The sequence below is a fragment of the Rothia sp. SD9660Na genome (assembly GCF_030064065.1).
Classification (GTDB): Bacteria; Actinomycetota; Actinomycetes; order Actinomycetales; family Micrococcaceae; genus Rothia.
In genome coordinates this window covers 1-18,933 of record NZ_CP125946.1, presented here as the reverse complement: position 1 = coordinate 18,933, position 18,933 = coordinate 1, and the positions used below count along the sequence as shown (strand labels likewise).

The following is an 18,933-nucleotide window of genomic DNA, read 5'->3' as shown; positions in this document are numbered from 1 at the left end:
TTGCGGTGAGTGAAAGGGGCGGACGCCGGCTGGCGGCCTATACCTGCCCCGCCTGTCTCAGCACGAAGTCCTGCATTCCTGGCACTGTAAAGGCCAGCTGGCCTACACCCGGCGAGTACACCAGGCCTTTTTCGATGAGGGATTTACGCACCACGCTGGTTCCGTTAGCTGTCTTATCCAGGGTCTCTGCGATTTCTCCGGTGCGGGCGGCCTGACCTTTCATCACGCGGGCCATAGCAACCAGGTAGTCCTGTTCTGCATCGGTGGTCCGCTGCCAGCGGGTGAGGTAAAAACCGCTATCTAGTTCGCTTCGCCCTACAGCAAGGCCAGCAAGCACATCGTCGTCGGTAATGGTCTGTTGGGCAGCAGAGTTCCAGATAGCCTGCCCGTACTGCTGAATGAAGTAGGGGTAGCCCTGCGAGGCTACGGTTGCTTTTTCGAGGGCGCTTGCTACGATGTGACCGCCGGGCCTGCGGATAGGTTCGATGAAAGCCCGCCGGGTCGCATCCGGGGTAAGAGCACCTATTTCGCGGTAGCTAAAGAGGCGTTCAGCGTAGGTTTTGATTTCCCCTAGACGGGTGGGAACTGAGGGTAGACCAGCCCCGATGATGTAAAAAGGTAGTTCCCTTTGTCCCGCCTCATGCTGGGTGGTCAGGAGCATATCGAGCAGTTCACTGTCGAGGTCTTGGATTTCGTCAATGAAAAAACCGATAGCTTTAGGCTGGGGAAGTTCTTTGAGGGCTTCTGCCAGGTTCAAGATTGCTTCGGGGAAGTCTATATCGAGGACGCCGGTGGTGAAGGCGGGTTCGTCAGTCTTGGGTTTGAGCACTAGGCGGGCTTGGGCAAAGCCCAGCGTCAGTGATAGTTCTGCAATAGAGGCGATTGCTCGCTGTATTGCACTTCCAGTGTGCCCTTGGGTGGCTACTCTGGTCTGCTGGGCAAGATCTCGTGCGAGTTTGATACGAAGCTGTTTTTGGGCAGAGGAAGTAAGGCTCCCTTCGAGTCTGAGGGTGAGCCAACCGGAGCGTTCTGCATGGGTTTCTAGTCTGCGAAGCAGGACGGTTTTACCGACTCCGCTTAGACCGTAGAGCATAAGCCCTCTATCGGTCAGGCGCATTTTGCTGCGGGCTACGAGCCTGTCGAAGTCGATGATTTCTTGGTCTCGACCTGTGAGTTCAGGCGGTGTGAGCCCTGCTCCGGGGGTGAAGGGATTGAGGTCTTGATTCATCGTTTGCTGCTTTCTAAATCTTTCTAAGGCGTTCTAAAAAATATTTTAGAACGCCTTAGAAAGATTTAGAACCGCATATCCCACGAGTGTGACTCTCCGTCCCGAACGTCCGTTCAAACACCACCCGCTCGGGAATTCACGTCGCATTCGCGCAGGCGCGCCCCGGCGTCCGCGCACTCTTCAGAAGCCCTTAACTTTAGCGAGCAGAGAAACACGAGGATTTTTGCGCCGTCTCAAAGCACTTTTACGGTTTTAGAAAGTAAGCTGATACTAAATGTAAGTTGCTTGCCACCGCGCTCTACTCGAACTCACGGGTTAGGTGAGGGGCAGCCCCACACATGGAGGAAACACCCATGGCACTGTGCAAGAAGAGCAAGGCTAAGAAAGCTCAGAAGCAGGCAGAGAAGTTCTTCTCAAAGGCCGCTAAGAACACCGGCAAGAAGGCTGACAAGCTGACCGCCCTGGCCGAGAAGAAGGCTGCTCGCGCCGAGAAGCTGACTGGCAAGAAGGTTTCAGCGTTGCAGAAGGCTGCTGAGAAGCAGGGTAAGAACATCTCAAAGGCGACCCAGTCTGTTGCTAAGGACAGCTCCAAGAAGCTGGAGAAGGTCCAGTCCACCCTGGCCGATAAGATTCAGCACACCATCGACGACGTCACCCCCGCCGTTGAAAACGCTGTAGCAACCGCCCGCGTTAAGGCCGCTGACGTTGCCACCACCGTTGCAGACAAGCTCTCTGACGCTGAGGTTCCCACCCAGGTTGAGACCGTTGCCGCTAAGGTTACCGGCGACAAGAAGGCCCTGAAGAAGGCTCAGAAGGCCGCCGTTAAGGCTGCTAAGGGCTACGCCAAGGAGCAGAAGAAGGCCGCTAAGGGCGGCAACAAGGGCCTGCTGGTCTTCGGCCTGATCGTTGCTGGCGCTATTGCCGGTGCGGCTGCCTTCAAGGCTTCTCGCCCCGTTGAGGACCCCTGGAAGACCCCCGCCGCCTAGTCCTCACAAACCGCTAGCCCGCGTCCTTAGCTCGCTCACCGCGAGCGCGGACGCCCGGCCCCGGCTCCCCCTTCAGGGAGGCCGGGGCCTTTGCTGTAGGGGGGGCTTATTCTGAGGTTCCTGATGCGTAGATGTCCCAACAGCCCTCGAAGTAGTAGGCCGAGGTGGTGGCGTCCATCAGGTCAAGGGTAAAGGTGCTACCAATCGCCGTTCCCTGCACACCCTCGACCATGGCCTGGCGGGCGGCGTCCGTATCTCCCGTGTAGCCCTCAAAGCGGGCGGTCACAAAGTAGTCGGTCGAGTCCCGGTATTTGTTGATGCTCACGACTTCTAACCCCTCGGTATGCGCCGCAAATGCCTGAGCAACCGGGGTGGCAGAGCGTGACCAGACATGTGTCTCGCTCAACGGGCCGAAGACGAAAACCTGTATCGTCTCGGCATCAATCTGGGTTTCCTCCACGTGCGAGACGCTCTCAAGGTCTGGCCAGTCCAGGGGCTCCCAGCTAGCCATGTCGGCAAGGAGGGCCTGCTGGTCTGAGCCTTTATCCCCGTAGAGGTAGTATGTGACCTCAGCCCAGGGCGCCTCGGTTTCGTATTCGTCAGCCCCGCGTGCGGAAACGCGCACCGACCCCATACGCTCGTCGGACGCCCGCGTGAGGATTTCCTGCCAGGTCTCGGCTGAGAGGGTGATGGGGATTTCCTCGTGGCTGTCGATGCTGATGGAGCCACCGCTCGGCAGGTGAATATAGGTGGAGTGGGTGGATTCTCGCTGGAAGATTCCGCTGGTGCCACCGAGCTGCGGAACTATCTGGGCTAGGTGCTCGGCGAGCGCACCCGACTCTATGCTGCCGGCATCAGTAACGCTGAGCCAGCACCGTAGGAACAGCCAGCACACCCAGCAGAATCAGAATATTACGCCGGGTCTAGGACCTGTTGTCGGTTTCAGGGCTGCGAGCACCGGGCACCGTGGCAGGCACGGCTTCAGCCGACGAAGGTGGGGCGGACGCAGTAGCCTTGATCTGCTGCATCTGCTGGGTGTGGCGCTCGCGATCCTTCATCTCTTTGGGACGAAGGAAGATGAGCCCCACCGCGATGGAAATAATGAAGATGGCGAGCATGACGAAGAAGAGGGGCCAGATCCCGGTCAGGTAAATAACGGGCACTGCCAGGGCTGTGACCAGGCCACCGCCGAAGAAGGGCTCAAAGACCAGCTGTTTGTAGCCAAAGGCCTCGAAGGCGGGAGACTCGCCCTTGGGGTCAACCACGCGCATCAGAATCAGGCCGGTGGCGGTCACGCCCATAGACTGCCCAAAGTCGCCGATGCCACGCTCGAACCAGTAGCGGCCAATCAGGCGCGGGGCCAGCCAGAGGAAGATAGCCACGTTGAAGCCGATACCGGCCACCGCCAGAATGGCAAAGACAGCAAGGTTCTCACCCACAGCCTGCAGGGACAGGTTAGCGATAGCGGCGACAATGAGGAAGTCCAGGGCCCAGCCCTGAATACGCAGCATCATCTGGTGGTCGATGATAGAGGCAGCTCCTACCGCCTTGGCTGCCATCTGCACAATGACGCCGCCCAGCAGGGCCATGGGGAAGAGCGGCACGTAAGCGAAGATTTCAAGCGGGGTGTTGTCATCCAGCATGACGGAGGCATAGGTCTGCTGCTCAATCCAACGCAGGCCTTCTAGAATCAGCCAGCCAATCAGCACGGCCAGAGCCATAATCGCCATATGTAGGGAGAGCGGTTCGACGGACGCCGGGCGGGAGGTCATGGTGCCGGCCGAGTAGTGCTCGTCCTCGCGGAAGAGGCCTTTCTGCTCGGCAATCGACATCTTGGCATCGCCCTTGAGAATTTCAGTTTTGCCGGTGCGCACGCCCCAGTTGATGAGGGCAATACCGATGACGATACCGCCCACGATACCGACGGTTGCCAGGCCGACAGCCAGGTCAGCACCTTCGCTGAAGCCCAGATCCTCCATGACGCCTCGCATACCGGCAGCGGTACCGTGCCCACCTTCAAAGGCGATTTCGATCAGGGCACCGGTCATGGGCGAGGCTGCAAAGACGGGGACGAGCACCAGGGCGGCAAGGAGCAGGCCCACGACGTACTGGCCCGATCCTAGAGCCACGCCCAGGGAGAGTTGGGGGCCGGCGAGCTGCACGGCTCGCTTGGGGGTGGGGAGTTCCTGGCCCAGGAACATGGTGGCGAAGATGACGCTAATGAGCAGGCCGGGGAGGGCACCCCAGGTGGTGAGCATGGCATCGGTAAAGAGGCCGTTTTCGCCCCAGGGGCCGGAGAACCGGCCGAGCACCTGGGGCCCGAGCAGGAGCAGCAGGACGCCTGCCACGATGGAGCTGGGCAAAAAGAGGGTTTGTACCCAGCCGACTTTGACTCGAATAATCTTGCCGATGAGAAGGGCTACGCCGAGTATCAGGAGGGCGAAGCCAACTGCTTGTGGTGACATGGTTTTGCCTTTGTTCTCGCTGGTGCGTCCTTGCACCTGCAATCACAGCGATTGCAATACTACTTACTTTTAGAGTGTCCAGTTTACCCACACGGGGTTGCACATGGCTATTTATGACAGGGGCAGACGGACGCAAGCGTGCGCCATATCGCTGAGGGTGCATACAAAAAGGAACCCCAGTCTTTCGACTGGGGTTCCTCACCAAATTTAATTCGGCGATGACCTACTCTCCCACACCGTCGCCAGTGCAGTACCATCGGCGCTAAGAGCCTTAACTTCCGGGTTCGGGATGGGACCGGGTGTTTCCCTCTTGCTATAATCACCGAAGAGTGGAGGCGAGGGGACTCGAACCCCTAACCCCCTGCTTGCAAAGCAGGTGCGCTACCAATTGCGCCACGCCCCCGTGGTGTTATGCTTCTACCTTACTACAGGTTTTTTGCACGCGCAAACCAATTCTACCAAATACGCGGTTAGCTCCGCCACAGATTTTAGATAAAAACCTGAAAAACAGGCCATTCACCCCGGTTTATCCAAGGTGGTGCAGGTACATATCAGGGTCATCGAGCATGTTGCGCCAGTGGGCGGTCATATCGAGTTCAGCCCAGGCCAGTCTCTGGATCCCCCACTCCCCTATTTCCCACACCAGCTCGTTGCGGCGTACAACGAGCGCAGCAAGGAGTGGACTATGGGTGCAGAGCACAACCTGCCCGCCCCGCTCAAGAAAGGCGAGGACGCGGGCACACAGCTCAAGCTGTCCCGAGAAAGATAGGCCCGATTCTGGTTCATCAAGAATCCAGAGGCCATAGTCATCAAAAGACTCTTCAAGCAAACGCTGGGTACCCTCCCCGTGGGAGAGGCGCAGAATATCGGTTGCCTGCTTTGATTTGAGGCTGGCCAGGTGTTCTAGGTGGGCCAGCATTCCTTCAGCCCGCAGGAAGAGCCCTGCCCGGCGTCCTGCCGCACCTCGCACTACCTGCAGATCGGCCCCAAAAGCGGAGGCCTGTTCAAAGGTTGGGCGGGCAACCCGGTTATCTCCGCCACCAAGCGGCAGGCCGTAGGCTTCGGCGATGGATTCAACCAGGGACGACTTGCCAGCCCCGTTTTCTCCCACGATAACCGTGAGCCGCCCAAAGGTGAGCCCGGCGAGCGCCGCCCGAGTAACCGCAAGGTTATAGGGCCAGGCATGAGCTCGGACGTCCGTGAGCGGCTCAAAGTTGCCACGGGCGGTGATACTGCGCAGGGGAAGATCGTTGAGCACCATATAAGGAACCCTACCGGCTCAGCAGGAGGGGGCACAAGGAACCAAAACCCCGTTCGTCCGCCCTTAAAACCAGTAGGGGCCGGTGGTTTCAGGCGAAACCACCAGCCCCCGCCGTCTATGCACAGAACCCTTTAGCCTGCAGCTCCCAGGAAGTTGAAGCCGGTGTAGGCGTAGATGAAGTCCTTGGCGATCCAGAGAATACCGCTCACAACAGCCAGAGTAAGCACCGCAAACAGCACGTAGGCGGCAACGCGCGCTACCGGGGCAGGGTCGGTGTAAACGGTACCCTCAGGGGTTTCTACAGCAGTGCCACTCATCAGGCGCACACCCAGGGCGTAGAGAATCGGCAGACCAGCACCAAAGCCCAGACCGGCCAGGAAGACGGGGTAAATCTTGTGGAAGATATCAACAATCAACATTTAGGAACCAGCCTTCACGGTGGGAATCGACTCGGTGTGCACCTCGCGGGTAGTGACAGCCTCACCCGAGTGCATATCAATGTGGCTGACGGCGCTCTTGCGGGAGTGAGCCCACATCCAGAAGCAGAAGCCCACCAGAATCAGGAAGACGGTTGCCTCGCCCATCCAGGCGCTGCCAGTCAAAGAGTTGATACCGTTACCCACGAACCAGGTCAGTGCGCCGACGGAGCCAGCGGCGGGCAAGGTGATAATCCAGGCGATAACCATACGGCGGGCGGTTGACCAGCTCACCTTGGCGCGACGGCCAACGCCGGAGCCGATGATGGACCCGGTTGCCACGTGAGTGGTAGACAGGGCCATACCAAAGTGGGATGAGGTCAGGATGATAGCTGCCGAGGAGCCGTCAGCAGCAAAGCCCTGGGGGCCTTCAATATCGACAATACCCTTACCCATGGTCTTGATGATGCGCCAGCCACCCAGGTAGGTGCCCAGGGCGATAGCCAGGGCGCAGACTAGGCGCACCCAGAAGGGAATATCCGCTTCGGGGTTGATTTCGTTGGCGGCCACCAGGGCTAGGAAGATAACACCCATAGTCTTCTGAGCGTCGTTGGTACCGTGAGCCAGAGACATGAGGGAAGCTGCTGAGATTTGGCCGAAGCGGAAGTTCTTCTTCTTTTGTTCGGCGGGGACGGGCTTGGTCAGCGCGTAGATAAGGGCGGCACCGACACCGGCAACCACGCCCGCAATCAGCGGGGCCATCAGGGCGGGGACGATGATCTTCATCAGCACGCCGCTCCAGAGCACGCCATTGGTGCCCAGGGACGCCAGGGTTGCACCGATCAGGCCGCCGAAGAGGGCATGAGAGGAGCTGGAGGGCAGACCCAGCAGCCAGGTGAAGACGTTCCAGAGGATGGCGCCCACCAAGCCGGTAAAGACAATGAGCATGAGGCTGGGGCCTCCGCCGGCAGTTTCAAGGTCAATGAGACCGGAGCCAACAGTTTTGGCTACCTCGATGGAGAGGAAGGCACCGACGAGGTTAAGGACGGCGGAAAGGGCGACAGCCGCCTTGGGCTTGAGGGCGCCGGTGGCAATAGAAGAGGCCATAGCGTTGGCGGTGTCATGGAAGCCGTTGGTGAAGTCGAAGGCTAGTGCGGTGAGCACTACGATCACCAGAATGATGAGTTCTGTAGTCACGGTTTCTATTCTTATGCTTTTCTGGTTATTTCAAGGCCATAACAGACTAGAGTCGCTTGTGCTGTTAGTCATTGGTAGCTTTATTTCCAGGCCAGCAAACTAAAGGGAAAACTTTTATCGACGACAGCAAAAAAGAACCCCAGTCTTTCGACTGGGGTTCCTTATCACATTTAATTCGGCGATGACCTACTCTCCCACACCGTCGCCAGTGCAGTACCATCGGCGCTAAGAGCCTTAACTTCCGGGTTCGGGATGGGACCGGGTGTTTCCCTCTTGCTATAATCACCGAAGAGTGGAGGCGAGGGGACTCGAACCCCTAACCCCCTGCTTGCAAAGCAGGTGCGCTACCAATTGCGCCACGCCCCCATCGGGTGCTACCTATGAAATTTTATCTGTAGCTTCTTCCCAAGTTTTTTTATTCTCCTGAGAATCCTTGGCTTTCTTTGCCGCTATCGCTGTTGCTAATGCAGCGAGCGTGATTGCCATAAATTTCTTCATGTCAACCTTTCGACCAAGGTGAGTGGGCGTACCAGGAATTGAACCTGGGACCTCTACATTATCAGTGTAGCGCTCTAACCGTCTGAGCTATACGCCCTTGGTGTTCATCAGAACGAGATATAACTTTACACAGATTTTGACACCTTGCCAAATCGAAAGAGAGTGTTCTGAGACACAGTGCCTCGCAGGGGTTCAAAAAACCCCGTGGCTCCCTGAAAACTAGGGTGCCACGGGGCTAGATGAGAGTTTTACTCGGTGTTTATTCGTCGGTGAGGGTCACGCCCACGCCGCCGACCAGCTTGGCTGCCACGTTGTAGAGCATGGCTGCAAGAGTGCCGAGCAGGGTGAAGAGCACGACGTTCACTACGGAGATGATGGTGCTGTAGAGAGCTACCTGCCCCAGTGAGAGGTACTGAGAGATGTCTACGGCATCGCCTGTGGTACCCAGCAGGGTCAGCAGGTCGTTGAGGCTCTGGAAGGCGCCGGTGGCCTGCATGACCAGCCAAAGAATGACAGCTGCAACCACAGTTGCGATACCGATAGCTACTGAGAGCAGGAAGACGAGCTTGGCGACGGAGAAAGTATCTACCTTGGCAACAACCAGGCGGGCACGACGAATTTTGGAGCGGGGCGCGGGGCGCACCAGCGGTTTGCGCTGGGTACCTGCGGACGCTGCACGCTGGGGGCCTGCCTTACCTTGGGCAGCGCGCGGGGTGCCGACTCGCGGCGCTGGCCGCGGTGCGGTTCCGGTGCTTTTAGTGCTCACTCTTACCTCCAAGTGCGTCTGCGGTGTCGGCTACTGCCGGGGTGGTCTTGTTTTCTAAAGGTACTTCATCTGCCGGCTTTTCGGTGCTTTCGGCGCCGTTTTCGTCGATGTCGTCTGCCTCATCGATATTGCGTTCGTAGTTACGGGCGACTTCGAGAATCTCGTCGTTCTTGCCGGGCTTGGCGAAGATGACGCCCATGGTGTCGCGGCCCTTGGCGGGCACTTCGGAGACCGAGGTGCGCACAACCTTGCCGGACTGCATGACCACCATAACCTCATCCTCTTCGCCCACAATCAGGCCACCAACGAGGTCGCCGCGGTCTTCTGCCAGCTTGGCGACTTTGATGCCGAGGCCGCCACGGCCCTGCACACGATACTGGTCAACCTGGGTACGCTTGGCGTAGCCGCCAGCGGTAACCACAAAGACGAAGGAGTCATCGGTGACGACGTTGGCTGAGAGCAGCTCGTCGCCGTCGCGGAACTTCATGCCGGTCACACCGGAGGTTGCACGGCCCATGGGGCGCAGAGCCTCGTCAGAGGCGGTGAAGCGCAGGGACTGGCCCTGGCGGGAGATCAGCAGCAGGTCGTCCTCGGCGCTGGCCAGCTGGGCTGAAACCAGCTCGTCGCCGTCACGCAGGTTGATGGCGATGACGCCGGCGGCACGGTTGGTGTCGTAGTCCGACAGGGCGGTTTTCTTCACCAGACCGTTCTTAGTGGCCAGAATCAGGTAGGGGGCGTCCTCGTAGGACTTGAGCTCCATAACCTTGGCGATGGTCTCCTCGGGCTGGAAGGCTAACAGATTGGCCACGTGCTGGCCCTTAGCGTCGCGGCCGGCTTCCATAAGCTCGTAGGCCTTGGTGCGGTAGACGCGGCCTAGGTTGGTGAAGAAGAGAATCCAGGAGTGGGTGGAGGTGACGAAGAAGTGCTGAACGACGTCGTCCCCGCGCAGGGAGGCACCCTTGATACCCTTGCCGCCGCGGTGCTGGGAGCGGTACTGGTCGCTGCGGGTGCGTTTGACGTAGCCGCCGCGGGTAATGGTGACGACCATCTCTTCCTCGGGGATGAGGTCTTCCATGGACATGTCGCCGTCGTAGCCCATGAGGATCTTGGTGCGGCGCTCATCGCCGAAGCGGGCGACGATTTCGGCCAGTTCTTCGGAGATAATGGCACGCTGGCGGTCCTCAGAGGCGATAATCGCGTTGTACTCGTCGATCATGCGCATGAGCTCGTCGTGGCGGTCCTGAATCTTCTGGCGTTCCAGGGCGGCCAGTCGGCGCAGCTGCATGTTCAGAATCGCCTGGGCCTGAGCCTCGTCAATGTCGAGGAAGTCCATCAGGCCGGTGCGGGCGTCATCTGCGGTAGGGGAGCGGCGGATCAAGGCAATGACCTCATCGAGGGCATCGAGGGCCTTGAGCAGGCCGCGCAGGATATGCGCTTCTTCCTCAGCCTGACGCAGGCGGTAGCGGGTGCGGCGCACGATGACTTCGAGCTGGTGGTTGACCCAGTGGCGGATGAAGGCGTCTAGGGAGAGGGTGCGGGGTACGCCGTCCACAATCGCCAGCATGTTGGCTGAGAAGTTTTCCTGCAGCTGGGTGTGCTTGTAGAGGTTGTTCAGCACCACCTTGGGCACGGCGTCGCGTTTGAGGACGATGACCAGGCGCTGGCCGGTGCGGCCGGAGGTTTCGTCGCGCAGGTCGGCGATACCGGTGATTTTGCCGTCCTTGACCAGTTCAGCAATCTTGATGGCCAGGTTATCGGGGTTGGCCTGGTAGGGCAGTTCAGTGACGACCAGGCAGGTACGGCCCTGAATTTCCTCGACATTGACCACAGCACGCATGGTGATGGAGCCGCGACCGGTACGGTAAGCCTGTTCGATCCCCTTGTGACCCAGGATAGTTGCGCCGGTGGGGAAGTCAGGGCCCTTGATGCGGGCGATCAGGGCTTCGAGCAGCTCTTCATTGGAGGCCTCGGGGTTCTGCAGGAACCACTGCACGCCGTCGGCCACCTCGCGCAGGTTGTGCGGCGGGATGTTGGTGGCCATACCGACCGCGATACCCGATGAGCCATTAACCAGCAGGTTGGGTATACGGGAGGGCAGGACGACCGGCTCCTGGTTTTTGCCGTCATAGTTGGGCTGGAAATCGACGGCGTCCTCGGTGATATCTCGCACCATTTCGAGGGCCAGGGGAGCCATCTTGGTTTCAGTATAACGAGGTGCTGCGGCACCGTCGTTACCCGGGGAGCCGAAGTTACCCTGACCGAGGGCCAGGGGATAGCGCATGACCCAATCCTGGATCAGGCGGACCAGGGTGTCGTAGATAGCGGCGTCGCCGTGGGGGTGGTACTGACCCATGACTTCACCGACCACGCGGGCGCACTTGTTGAAGGAGCGCTCGGGGCGGTAGCCGCCGTCGTACATGGCGTAGATGACACGGCGGTGCACGGGCTTCAGACCGTCACGCACATCGGGCAGGGCGCGGCCGATAATGACGGCCATGGCGTAATCCAGGTAGGAGCGCTCCATCTCAGAGCGCAGGTCGACAACCTCAACGTTACCGCCGGCCTGCGCCGGGGTTGCGTCGGTTGCAACGATGTCGCCCTCGACGGGCTGGGGTGAGCTGGTGGTGTTCTCGTCGCTCATAAGTTCCTCGTTTTTCGTCCTTGATTTTTATATTCCATATTGGCTATATATCGCTTAACTCACGCTAAAAAGCCTTAGATATCAAGGAAGCGGATGTCCTTTGCGTTTTGCTGGATGAATTCTCGGCGGGCCTCGACGTCCTCACCCATCAACACGGAGAAGATCTGGTCTGCCGCTGCGGCATCTTCCATCTTGACCTGCAGCAGAGTGCGGCGCTCGGGGTCCATGGTGGTATCCCAGAGCTCGGTGTAGTCCATCTCACCCAGGCCCTTGTAGCGCTGGATGCCGTTGTCCTTGGGGATGCGCTGGTTCTTGGCGTAGCCAGCTTCCAGGGCAGCGTCGCGCTCGGCGTCCGAGAAGACGTAGTCGTGCGGGGCGTTGGACCACTTGATGCGGTAGAGCGGGGGCTGGGCCAGGTAGACATAGCCGGCTTCGATGAGCGGACGCATGTAGCGGAAGAGCAGGGTCAGCAGCAGAGTGGTGATGTGCTGGCCGTCCACATCCGCATCGGCCATCAGGACAACCTTGTGGTAGCGGGCCTTCTCGATGTCGAAGTCTTCACCGATGCCGGTACCGAAGGCGGTAATCAGTGACTGAATTTCAGCGTTGGACAGGGCGCGGTCGAGGCGAGCGCGCTCGACGTTCAGCACCTTACCGCGCAGGGGCAGGATGGCCTGGGTTTCGGGGTTGCGGCCGCGCACGGCTGAGCCGCCCGCAGAGTCACCCTCTACCAGGTAAATCTCGGAAATCGAGGGGTCCTTGGAGGAGCAGTCCTTGAGCTTGCCGGGCATAGATCCGGTTTCAAGCAGGCCCTTGCGGCGGGTGGTTTCGCGGGCCTTACGGGCAGCGAGACGGGCCTGGGCTGCGGTGATAGCGCGGCGGACGATTTCCTTGCCAGTGCCGGGGTTGCGCTCCAGCCAGTCACCCAGCTGGTCCATGGTCTCGCGCTGAACGAAAGCCTTGGCTTCGGAGTTACCCAGTTTGGTCTTGGTCTGCCCCTCAAACTGGGGCTCGGAAATCTTGACGGAAACCACGGCAGTCAGGCCTTCGCGCACGTCCTCACCGGTGAGGTTGTCGTCCTTCTCGCGCAGCAGCTTGTTGTCGCGGGCGAAGCGGTTGATTAGGGTGGTTAGAGCGGTACGGAAGCCTTCTTCGTGGGTGCCGCCCTCGTGGGTGTTGATGGTGTTGGCGTAGGTGTGCACCGATTCCTTGTAGGCGGTGGTCCATTGCATGGCCACTTCCAGGCTCATCATGCGGTCGGTGTCTTCGGTTTCGAAGGCGATGATGTCATCGTGCACGGTGGTGAGCTTCTTGGAGGTGTTCAGGAAGTTCACGTAGTCAAAGAGGCCGTCCTTGTACATGTAGGTGACGGTCTTGTAGCCGTTGGCGTCGGCGCCTACCTGGTTGAGGGGCAGCTTCTCGGGCTTCTCTTCGCCGGTGACTTCATCACCCTCGTGCAGCTCGCGTTCGTCGGTGAGCTGGATGGTCAGGCCCTTGTTCAGGAAGGCCATCTGCTGGAATCGGGCGCGCAGGGTCTCGAAGTCGAACTCAACGGTTTCGAAGATTTCGGGGTCGGGGTAGAAGGTCTGGGTGGTGCCGGTTTCGTCGGTGGCCTCCCCGCGGGTGAGGGGCTTGACGGTGTGGCCGCCGTTGGCGTAGCTGATATGCCACTTGTAGCCCTGGCGGCGTACCTCGGTTTCGACCTTGGTCGAGAGCGCGTTAACAACGGAGATACCCACGCCGTGCAGGCCGCCGGAGACCGCGTAGCCGCCGCCGCCAAACTTACCGCCGGCGTGCAGGATGGTCATGACGACCTCGACGGTAGGCTTCTTTTCGGTGGGGTGCTCATCGACGGGAATGCCTCGCCCATTGTCGGCAACTCGAACTGCGCCGTCCTTCTGAATGACGACCTCGATTAGGTCGGCGTGCCCTGCCAGGGCCTCATCGACGGAGTTGTCAACGACTTCGTAGACCAGGTGGTGCAGGCCGCGTTCGCCGGTTGAACCGATGTACATACCGGGGCGCTTGCGCACGGCTTCAAGGCCTTCGAGGACCGTGATGTCGGCGGCGCCGTATTCGTGGGAGGTTTCTTCAGTTGCCACAGGTAGTTAGGCTCCTTGCATGGTCGGTCTCGCACCGGCGGCCGTTCAGCGCGGACGCCCGCGCTCAAGGCGGCGGGGTGGGGCTACTGTACGGGTGGGCAGGCGCGCGTGTTCTGCTCTCAATTCTACCGCACAGGGCTATTTTTGAACCTGTTTTGTGGTGTTTTAGAGGGGCATATACTGCCAGAAGATACCTAGAGCGCTGCTAGAGCGACCGGAACCCCGATGCTGTGGGTTCTCACAGGGTCAGGGGTTCAGGGGCGCAGAAGCGATTTTTGTAATTTGCGGTATGGGCTTCTCTACCCGTAGGTGTCGCGGGGGCCGCGCCCGCCGGGGGCAACCCGCCGTCCTTTTTTCCACGAGGGGGCTGCTGGCCCAAAGGCGCGTACGTCCTTGACGACATCGTCACCCAGCTCCCCGTTGAAGCGGCGCATAATGTCGTACTTCATCTGGCGAATCTGCACAGCCCAGGCGGTGGACTCGCAGCGGACGGTCATCACCCCGTCCTCAAAGCTCTCAGGGGTGGCTTTCGAGGCAATTTGGGGGCCGACCAGTTTATCCCAGCGGGCCATGACCGATGAAACCGCCAGGGGGGTAGTCCAGCCCCGTTCCATAATGACGCGGTCGAGCAGGCCACCGAGGCTCTGCGGGTCGCGGGCGCTGGGACCAGCTCCGGTGTAGCCACCCAGCTGGCCGCTTGCTTCTGTTGAGGTATAGCGGCGGACTTTAGTGCCGGGTTCAGCATTCATCACCCGCCCAAAGTCTTTGATGATTTTTCGCCCGGCTGCGCCCTGCACCCGGTGTTCGCCGCGGGCTTCTTTGGCAGCTCGGATGCGGCTGAGCAGGGCATGGGGGGCATCTACAGCCTCCGCACCGTATTCCGTTTGAGATATATCGTCCCACATAGCAATCTATTCCTTTTCTGGAATATTGCCTAGCGGTGAAGGTTCTACCCAGGCTCGTCCGGGTTCCACCCGCACCAAGGTGATGTGGCCCAGTTCCTCAGGAATATCGCTGGCTACAGCGCAGGTCACCAGCACCTGTTCAGCACCGGCAACAATAGCACCCAGCTTATGGCGGCGGGCGGTATCGAGCTCAGCAAAGACGTCATCAAGAATCAAGATGGGGGAGGCGCCGGGGGCATCGTTATCTGCCAGGTGTACATACCAGGAGGCCAGCTTCAGAGCCAGGGCATACGACCAGCTTTCCCCGTGGGATGCAAAACCCTTGACCGGAATGCCACCGAGTTCCAGGGCAAGATCATCGCGGTGGGGTCCCACCAGGGTCACACCGCGCTCCAGCTCCTCCCGCTGCTTATCGGCAAACCCGCGCAGCATAGCCTCCCGCAAATCATCTACCCCCATCAGGGCAGCGGTCGGCAGAAGATTAGCTGAAATTGGCGGGAAAACAGTGGAGTCGTACACTAGACTCACGCTCTTGGAGCCGTCCGTGAGCTCGGTATAGGCCCTCTGCAGTTGCGGCAGAAGTAGGGCAAGGGTGCGCAGCCGGGCCTGCAAGAGGTGGGCACCGGCGTCCGCCAGCTGCTTGTTCCAGACCTCCAGGGTGTAGGTATCCTCAGCCCCGGTGCTGCCCCGCGAGCGCATGGACTTGAGCAGGGAGTTGCGCTGGCGCAAAACCCGCTCATAGTCCGCCCGGTAGCCGGCAACAGAGGGGCGCAGAGATACCGCTAAATCATCAAGAAAACGCCGCCGCCCGGCGGGGTCCCCCTTCACCAGCTGCAAATCCTCAGGTGAGAAGAGCACGGTGCGGGTGACGCCCAGGGCTTCACGGGCGCGGACGGGCGCCGCCCGGTTGATACGCACCCGGTTGCTTTTACCGGGGGCTAGTTCAAACTCAAGGACAGTCTGCTGGTTGCCACGGACTGTGCGGGTGCGGATGTAGGCGCGGTCAGCGCCCACACGTACCAGCGGGCCGTCCTGACTAACCCGGTGAGAAGCCAGCTGCGCGGTGTAGTCAATGGCTTCAACGATGTTGGTTTTGCCCACCCCGTTTGGCCCGAGAAAGACGGTGGCGCCGGGGCTGAGGGGGAGAGTCAGGAGCTGGTAGGTGCGGTAGTCCATCAACGAAAGGTGGTCGATGTACAGCGCGCCCTCCTTGAGATAGCGGTTTGACCTGCGGTTTTACTGGTTCTGCAGGCGGATAGGCATGAGCAGGTAGCGGTAGTTCTTCTCGTCCTCAGCTTGCCAGTCGTCCTGCTCAGAGAGCACAACGGGTTTGCGGGGGTCGGTGAAGGAGAAACGCACGAACTTGTTAGCTGCGAAGGTGTGCAGACCCTCAGAGAGGTAGCTGGGGTTGAAGGCTACGGTGATGTCCTCGCCGTGCAGGTGGGCCTGCAGCACCTCGGTTGCCTGGGCGTCCTCACCGGTGCCGGCGTCCAGGGTGACCTGCCCCTGGCTGAAGGCCAGGCGGACGGGGGTATTGCGCTCAGCGACCAGGGAGACACGGCGGACGGCTTCCATCAGGTCTGAGGTACGGACGATTGCGTGTACGGGGGTGACTTCGGGGAAGAGGGAACGAATCTTGGGGTACTCGCCGTCGACCAGCAGGCTGGTGGTGCGGCGGGAGTCAGATTCAAAGCCGATGAGCTCGTGGGTATCTGAGAGGGCGATAGAGAGTTCTCCTGCACCACCCAGGGTCTTGGCGACCTCAGAAAGGGTCTTGGCCTTGACCAACGCAGCGGTTGAGATAGAAGCATCTGCGGGGTTCCAGGTCAGCTCGCGCATGGCCAGACGGTAGCGATCGGTTGCGAGCAGGGTGATCTGGTCACCCTCGATTTCCATGCGTACACCGGTCAGAATCGGCAGGGTGTCGTCCTTGGACGCTGCCACCGACACCTGGGTAACAGCCTTGGCGAACTCAGAGCCCTCAACGGTACCTGATACTGCGGGGAGGGCAGGCAGTTCGGGGTAGTCAGCTACAGGCATGGACGAGAGGTTGAAGTTAGAAGAACCGCAGGAGAGGTGAACCTTGCCCTCACGCAGCTCAAAGAGCACGTCAGACTTAGGCAGCGAACGGCAGATGTCGGCAAGCAGACGGCCAGATACCAGGGCTTCGCCCTCTTCAGCGATATCGGCTGCGATATTGAGCTTGGCTGAGGTTTCGTAGTCGAAGCTGGCAATAGATACTTCACCAGCTGCTGCCTTGATGAGCAAACCAGAGAGTACCGGCACAGGCGGACGAGGGGAGAGGGAACGGGCAGTCCAGCTGACGGCCTCGGCCAAAGTATCGCGTTCGACAGTAAATTTCACTGGAGCACCTTCCAAAGCTTTAAACATGAGAAGCCCTTAAACGGGCATAGTTCAGGTGTCCAGTCTACCGGACTACCTTGGCACTAAGGCTGTTTTTCTGTAATTACAAGCCGTGACCCTGAACCAAAGAACCCTCACGAAAATCTGTAATTACAAGAGCCCAGCCCAGCCCGGCAGCACAAGCACAGATTTTTTGTTATTTGACGTTTTTTCTTTAAGAATCGTAGTGTTAATAACCCTTGTGAAAACTGTGGAAAACCCCGTCTGAGCCCGGAATCTCAACTAAGCGCTTGTGGGGCGCCTGTGTAGAAAACCCGTCTCCACTGTGAGTGAATAGTGAATGGATATTTATGCAATCATCGAACTGCACAGGCTTTGCATATTCATGCACTTAACATCCACAGTAAAACCCCATAAGTCTCAAAGTTATCCACACCCCTGTGACTAGTCCTTTTAGGGTTAGGATGCGTCGCGAGACCCCTGCTTAATACGGTTAGTAAGCTCTGTGACCTGGTTAAAGATAGGGCGACGCTCCGCCATGAGATTACGAATCTTGCGATCTGCGTACATCACGGTGGTATGGTCACGGTCGCCCAGCTCCTGCCCAATACGGGGCAGCGACATATCGGTGAGCTCTCGCAAGAGATACATGGCAATCTGACGCGCGTTCACCAGAGTACGGCTACGGGACTTCGACCGCAGATCATCAATCGTCACGTCAAAGTATTCCGCCGTTGCCTGTAGCACCTGCGATGCCGTGATTTCCTGGGCACCGTCGTCCAGCAACAGGTCCTTGAGCACCTGCTCCGCCAGCTGCATATCCACCGGCTGCCCCTGCAAGGAGGCAAAAGCGGTCACACGAATCAACGCGCCCTCCAGCTCACGAATGTTGGTGGAGATGTGCGAGGCAATATATTCCATCACGTCATCGGGCACATCAAGACCCTCGTTCTGGGCCTTCTTACTCAGAATCGCGATACGGGTTTCGAGCTCCGGCGGCTGAACATCGGTAATCAAACCCCACTCAAAACGCGAGCGCATACGCTCGGCAAAACCGGTCAGCTGCTTGGGCGGCAGGTCAGAGGTAATGACCACCTGCTTTTGGTGGTTGTGCAGGGCGTTGAAGGTATGGAAGAACTCTTCCTGGGTGCTATCTTTCCCAGCCAGGAACTGAATATCGTCGATCAGGAGCATGTCGACATTGCGGTAAATCTGCTTAAAGGTAATACCGTTGTTGTCGCGAATGGAGTTGATGAAATCGTTGGTGAACTCCTCAGAATTCACGTAGCGCACCCGCAAACCGGGGTAGAGGCTCTTAGCATAGTGGCCAATAGCGTGCAGCAGGTGGGTCTTACCCAGACCCGAGCCGCCGTAGATAAAGAGGGGGTTGTAGGCAGACGCCGGGGTTTCGGACACCGCGAAGGCAGCCGCGTGGGCAAAACGGTTGGACTGGCCAATCACAAAGCTATCGAAGGTGTACTTGGGGTTCAGACGCGCGGTGGAGTCCCAGGTCTTTACATCCCCCGGCTCCGAGGGGGCCTCGATCAGCTCGCCTGCCTCAACAGGCTCTTCAAGGGGCTCTATCTCGTGGTTGACCTGGGCAAACTCGGGAGCTGCCGGTGCCTGCCCAAAAGCGGGAGTGACGTCCGGAGGCCGGTGGGCAGCTTCGTCGAAACCGGCACGGGAAGCCTGCTCCCGCTCAGTGGGCGCAGGGAAAGACGGAGCAGCAGGACGCTCCGCTGCGGGCAGCGCCACCTTCTCGGGAGAATTCTCGAGGCTGGTATCAATAATGAAAGCCTCAGTCACCCCCTGGCCAAAGGTCGCGGTAATAGCCTCCTGCAGGGTCTTCTTCAGCTCGTGCTGAAAAATATCGCGGGTAAACTCGCTCGGCACCGCAATCAACAGCACATTACCCATAAAAGCGTGCGGCTGAGCCAGGCCAATATGCGCACGATGACGCTGAGCCACCGAGGTATCTGCCCGCAGCAAAGTCACCAGGTGCATCCACTTCTTCTGAAGCTCCGGGTCCATATAATCGCCCACTGGCTCTCCTATAATCTCAGGTCACGCAAAAAACTTACCCACAGCTTAGCCGCGGGTCCCA

General features: G+C 59.3%; 15 protein-coding genes, 3 tRNA genes and 2 rRNA genes. 1 reads left to right on the top strand and 19 read right to left on the bottom strand.

Annotated features, from left to right (window positions below; genetic code table 11):
* Positions 1-37: 37 nt before the first annotated feature.
* Positions 38-1,228 (bottom strand): ATP-binding protein, encoded by a 1,191-nt coding sequence (locus QM007_RS00155; protein WP_283490017.1) that lies wholly within the window; start codon positions 1,226-1,228, stop codon positions 38-40.
* 353 nt (positions 1,229-1,581) lie between these two features.
* Between QM007_RS00155 and QM007_RS00150 the strand changes: the two genes are divergently transcribed.
* Positions 1,582-2,214 (top strand): hypothetical protein, encoded by a 633-nt coding sequence (locus QM007_RS00150; protein ID WP_283490016.1) that lies wholly within the window; start codon positions 1,582-1,584, stop codon positions 2,212-2,214.
* Between the two features lie 106 nt (positions 2,215-2,320).
* Here the strand turns inward: QM007_RS00150 and QM007_RS00145 are convergent, their stop codons facing one another.
* The 18 genes from QM007_RS00145 to dnaA all read right to left on the bottom strand — a co-directional run bounded on the left by QM007_RS00145 (position 2,321) and on the right by dnaA (position 18,860).
* Positions 2,321-3,109, bottom strand: a complete 789-nt coding sequence (locus QM007_RS00145; RefSeq protein WP_283490015.1) for a hypothetical protein — start codon at positions 3,107-3,109, stop codon at positions 2,321-2,323.
* 28 nt (positions 3,110-3,137) lie between these two features.
* Complete coding sequence (locus tag QM007_RS00140) at positions 3,138-4,679, bottom strand: sodium/glutamate symporter (RefSeq protein WP_283490014.1); 1,542 nt, start codon at positions 4,677-4,679, stop codon at positions 3,138-3,140.
* A gap of 210 nt (positions 4,680-4,889) precedes the next feature.
* Positions 4,890-5,006, bottom strand: a 5S ribosomal RNA gene (rrf, locus tag QM007_RS00135).
* Positions 5,007-5,009: 3 nt separating this feature from the next.
* A tRNA-Ala gene (locus QM007_RS00130) sits at positions 5,010-5,082 on the bottom strand.
* A gap of 123 nt (positions 5,083-5,205) precedes the next feature.
* Entirely contained in the window at positions 5,206-5,940 is a 735-nt protein-coding gene (locus QM007_RS00125; protein WP_283490013.1) for an ATP-binding cassette domain-containing protein, read from the bottom strand.
* Positions 5,941-6,071: 131 nt separating this feature from the next.
* Positions 6,072-6,359, bottom strand: a complete 288-nt coding sequence (locus QM007_RS00120; protein WP_283490012.1) for a hypothetical protein — start codon at positions 6,357-6,359, stop codon at positions 6,072-6,074.
* Positions 6,360-7,553 (bottom strand): inorganic phosphate transporter, encoded by a 1,194-nt coding sequence (locus QM007_RS00115; RefSeq protein WP_283490011.1) that lies wholly within the window; start codon positions 7,551-7,553, stop codon positions 6,360-6,362.
* A gap of 173 nt (positions 7,554-7,726) precedes the next feature.
* Positions 7,727-7,843 (bottom strand): 5S ribosomal RNA (rrf, locus tag QM007_RS00110).
* A gap of 3 nt (positions 7,844-7,846) precedes the next feature.
* Positions 7,847-7,919, bottom strand: a tRNA-Ala gene (locus QM007_RS00105).
* Positions 7,920-7,931: 12 nt separating this feature from the next.
* On the bottom strand, positions 7,932-8,051 hold the full coding sequence (locus tag QM007_RS00100; RefSeq protein WP_237205123.1) for a DLW-39 family protein: 120 nt from the start codon (positions 8,049-8,051) through the stop codon (positions 7,932-7,934).
* Between the two features lie 23 nt (positions 8,052-8,074).
* Positions 8,075-8,148: transfer RNA gene (locus QM007_RS00095), tRNA-Ile, on the bottom strand.
* A gap of 162 nt (positions 8,149-8,310) precedes the next feature.
* Entirely contained in the window at positions 8,311-8,817 is a 507-nt protein-coding gene (locus QM007_RS00090; protein ID WP_283490010.1) for a DUF3566 domain-containing protein, read from the bottom strand.
* Positions 8,807-11,458, bottom strand: a complete 2,652-nt coding sequence (gene gyrA, locus QM007_RS00085) for a DNA gyrase subunit A (protein ID WP_283490009.1) — start codon at positions 11,456-11,458, stop codon at positions 8,807-8,809. Before gyrA ends, QM007_RS00090 begins: the two co-directional genes overlap by 11 nt.
* Positions 11,459-11,532: 74 nt before the next feature.
* A complete protein-coding gene (gyrB, locus tag QM007_RS00080; RefSeq protein WP_283490008.1) occupies positions 11,533-13,560 on the bottom strand; it encodes a DNA topoisomerase (ATP-hydrolyzing) subunit B in 2,028 nt (675 codons plus the stop codon).
* Between the two features lie 299 nt (positions 13,561-13,859).
* The gene (locus QM007_RS00075; RefSeq protein ID WP_283490007.1) at positions 13,860-14,465 is read right to left on the bottom strand and encodes a DciA family protein; all 606 of its coding nucleotides are present in this window, start codon (positions 14,463-14,465) and stop codon (positions 13,860-13,862) included.
* A gap of 6 nt (positions 14,466-14,471) precedes the next feature.
* On the bottom strand, positions 14,472-15,665 hold the full coding sequence (gene recF / locus QM007_RS00070; protein WP_283491031.1) for a DNA replication/repair protein RecF: 1,194 nt from the start codon (positions 15,663-15,665) through the stop codon (positions 14,472-14,474).
* Between the two features lie 36 nt (positions 15,666-15,701).
* Positions 15,702-16,829 carry a DNA polymerase III subunit beta gene (gene dnaN / locus QM007_RS00065; RefSeq protein WP_283490006.1) on the bottom strand — a complete coding sequence of 376 codons (1,128 nt, stop codon included), beginning with the start codon at positions 16,827-16,829 and terminating at the stop codon, positions 15,702-15,704.
* A 459-nt stretch (positions 16,830-17,288) separates the two neighbouring features.
* Complete coding sequence (dnaA, locus tag QM007_RS00060) at positions 17,289-18,860, bottom strand: chromosomal replication initiator protein DnaA (RefSeq protein ID WP_502949108.1); 1,572 nt, start codon at positions 18,858-18,860, stop codon at positions 17,289-17,291.
* Positions 18,861-18,933 lie beyond the last annotated feature (73 nt).

Bases quoted from the DNA above. Each gene is read 5' to 3' on its own strand.
- QM007_RS00150 (WP_283490016.1), top strand. From the start codon at position 1,582: ATGGCACTGTGCAAGAAGAGCAAGGCTAAGAAAGCTCAGAAGCAGGCA.
- dnaA (WP_502949108.1), bottom strand. From the start codon at position 18,860: ATGGACCCGGAGCTTCAGAAGAAGTGGATGCACCTGGTGACTTTGCTG.
- QM007_RS00125 (WP_283490013.1), bottom strand. From the start codon at position 5,940: ATGGTGCTCAACGATCTTCCCCTGCGCAGTATCACCGCCCGTGGCAAC.
- QM007_RS00140 (WP_283490014.1), bottom strand. From the start codon at position 4,679: ATGTCACCACAAGCAGTTGGCTTCGCCCTCCTGATACTCGGCGTAGCC.
- QM007_RS00075 (WP_283490007.1), bottom strand. From the start codon at position 14,465: ATGTGGGACGATATATCTCAAACGGAATACGGTGCGGAGGCTGTAGAT.
- QM007_RS00120 (WP_283490012.1), bottom strand. From the start codon at position 6,359: ATGTTGATTGTTGATATCTTCCACAAGATTTACCCCGTCTTCCTGGCC.
- QM007_RS00100 (WP_237205123.1), bottom strand. From the start codon at position 8,051: ATGAAGAAATTTATGGCAATCACGCTCGCTGCATTAGCAACAGCGATA.
- gyrA (WP_283490009.1), bottom strand. From the start codon at position 11,458: ATGAGCGACGAGAACACCACCAGCTCACCCCAGCCCGTCGAGGGCGAC.
- QM007_RS00155 (WP_283490017.1), bottom strand. From the start codon at position 1,228: ATGAATCAAGACCTCAATCCCTTCACCCCCGGAGCAGGGCTCACACCG.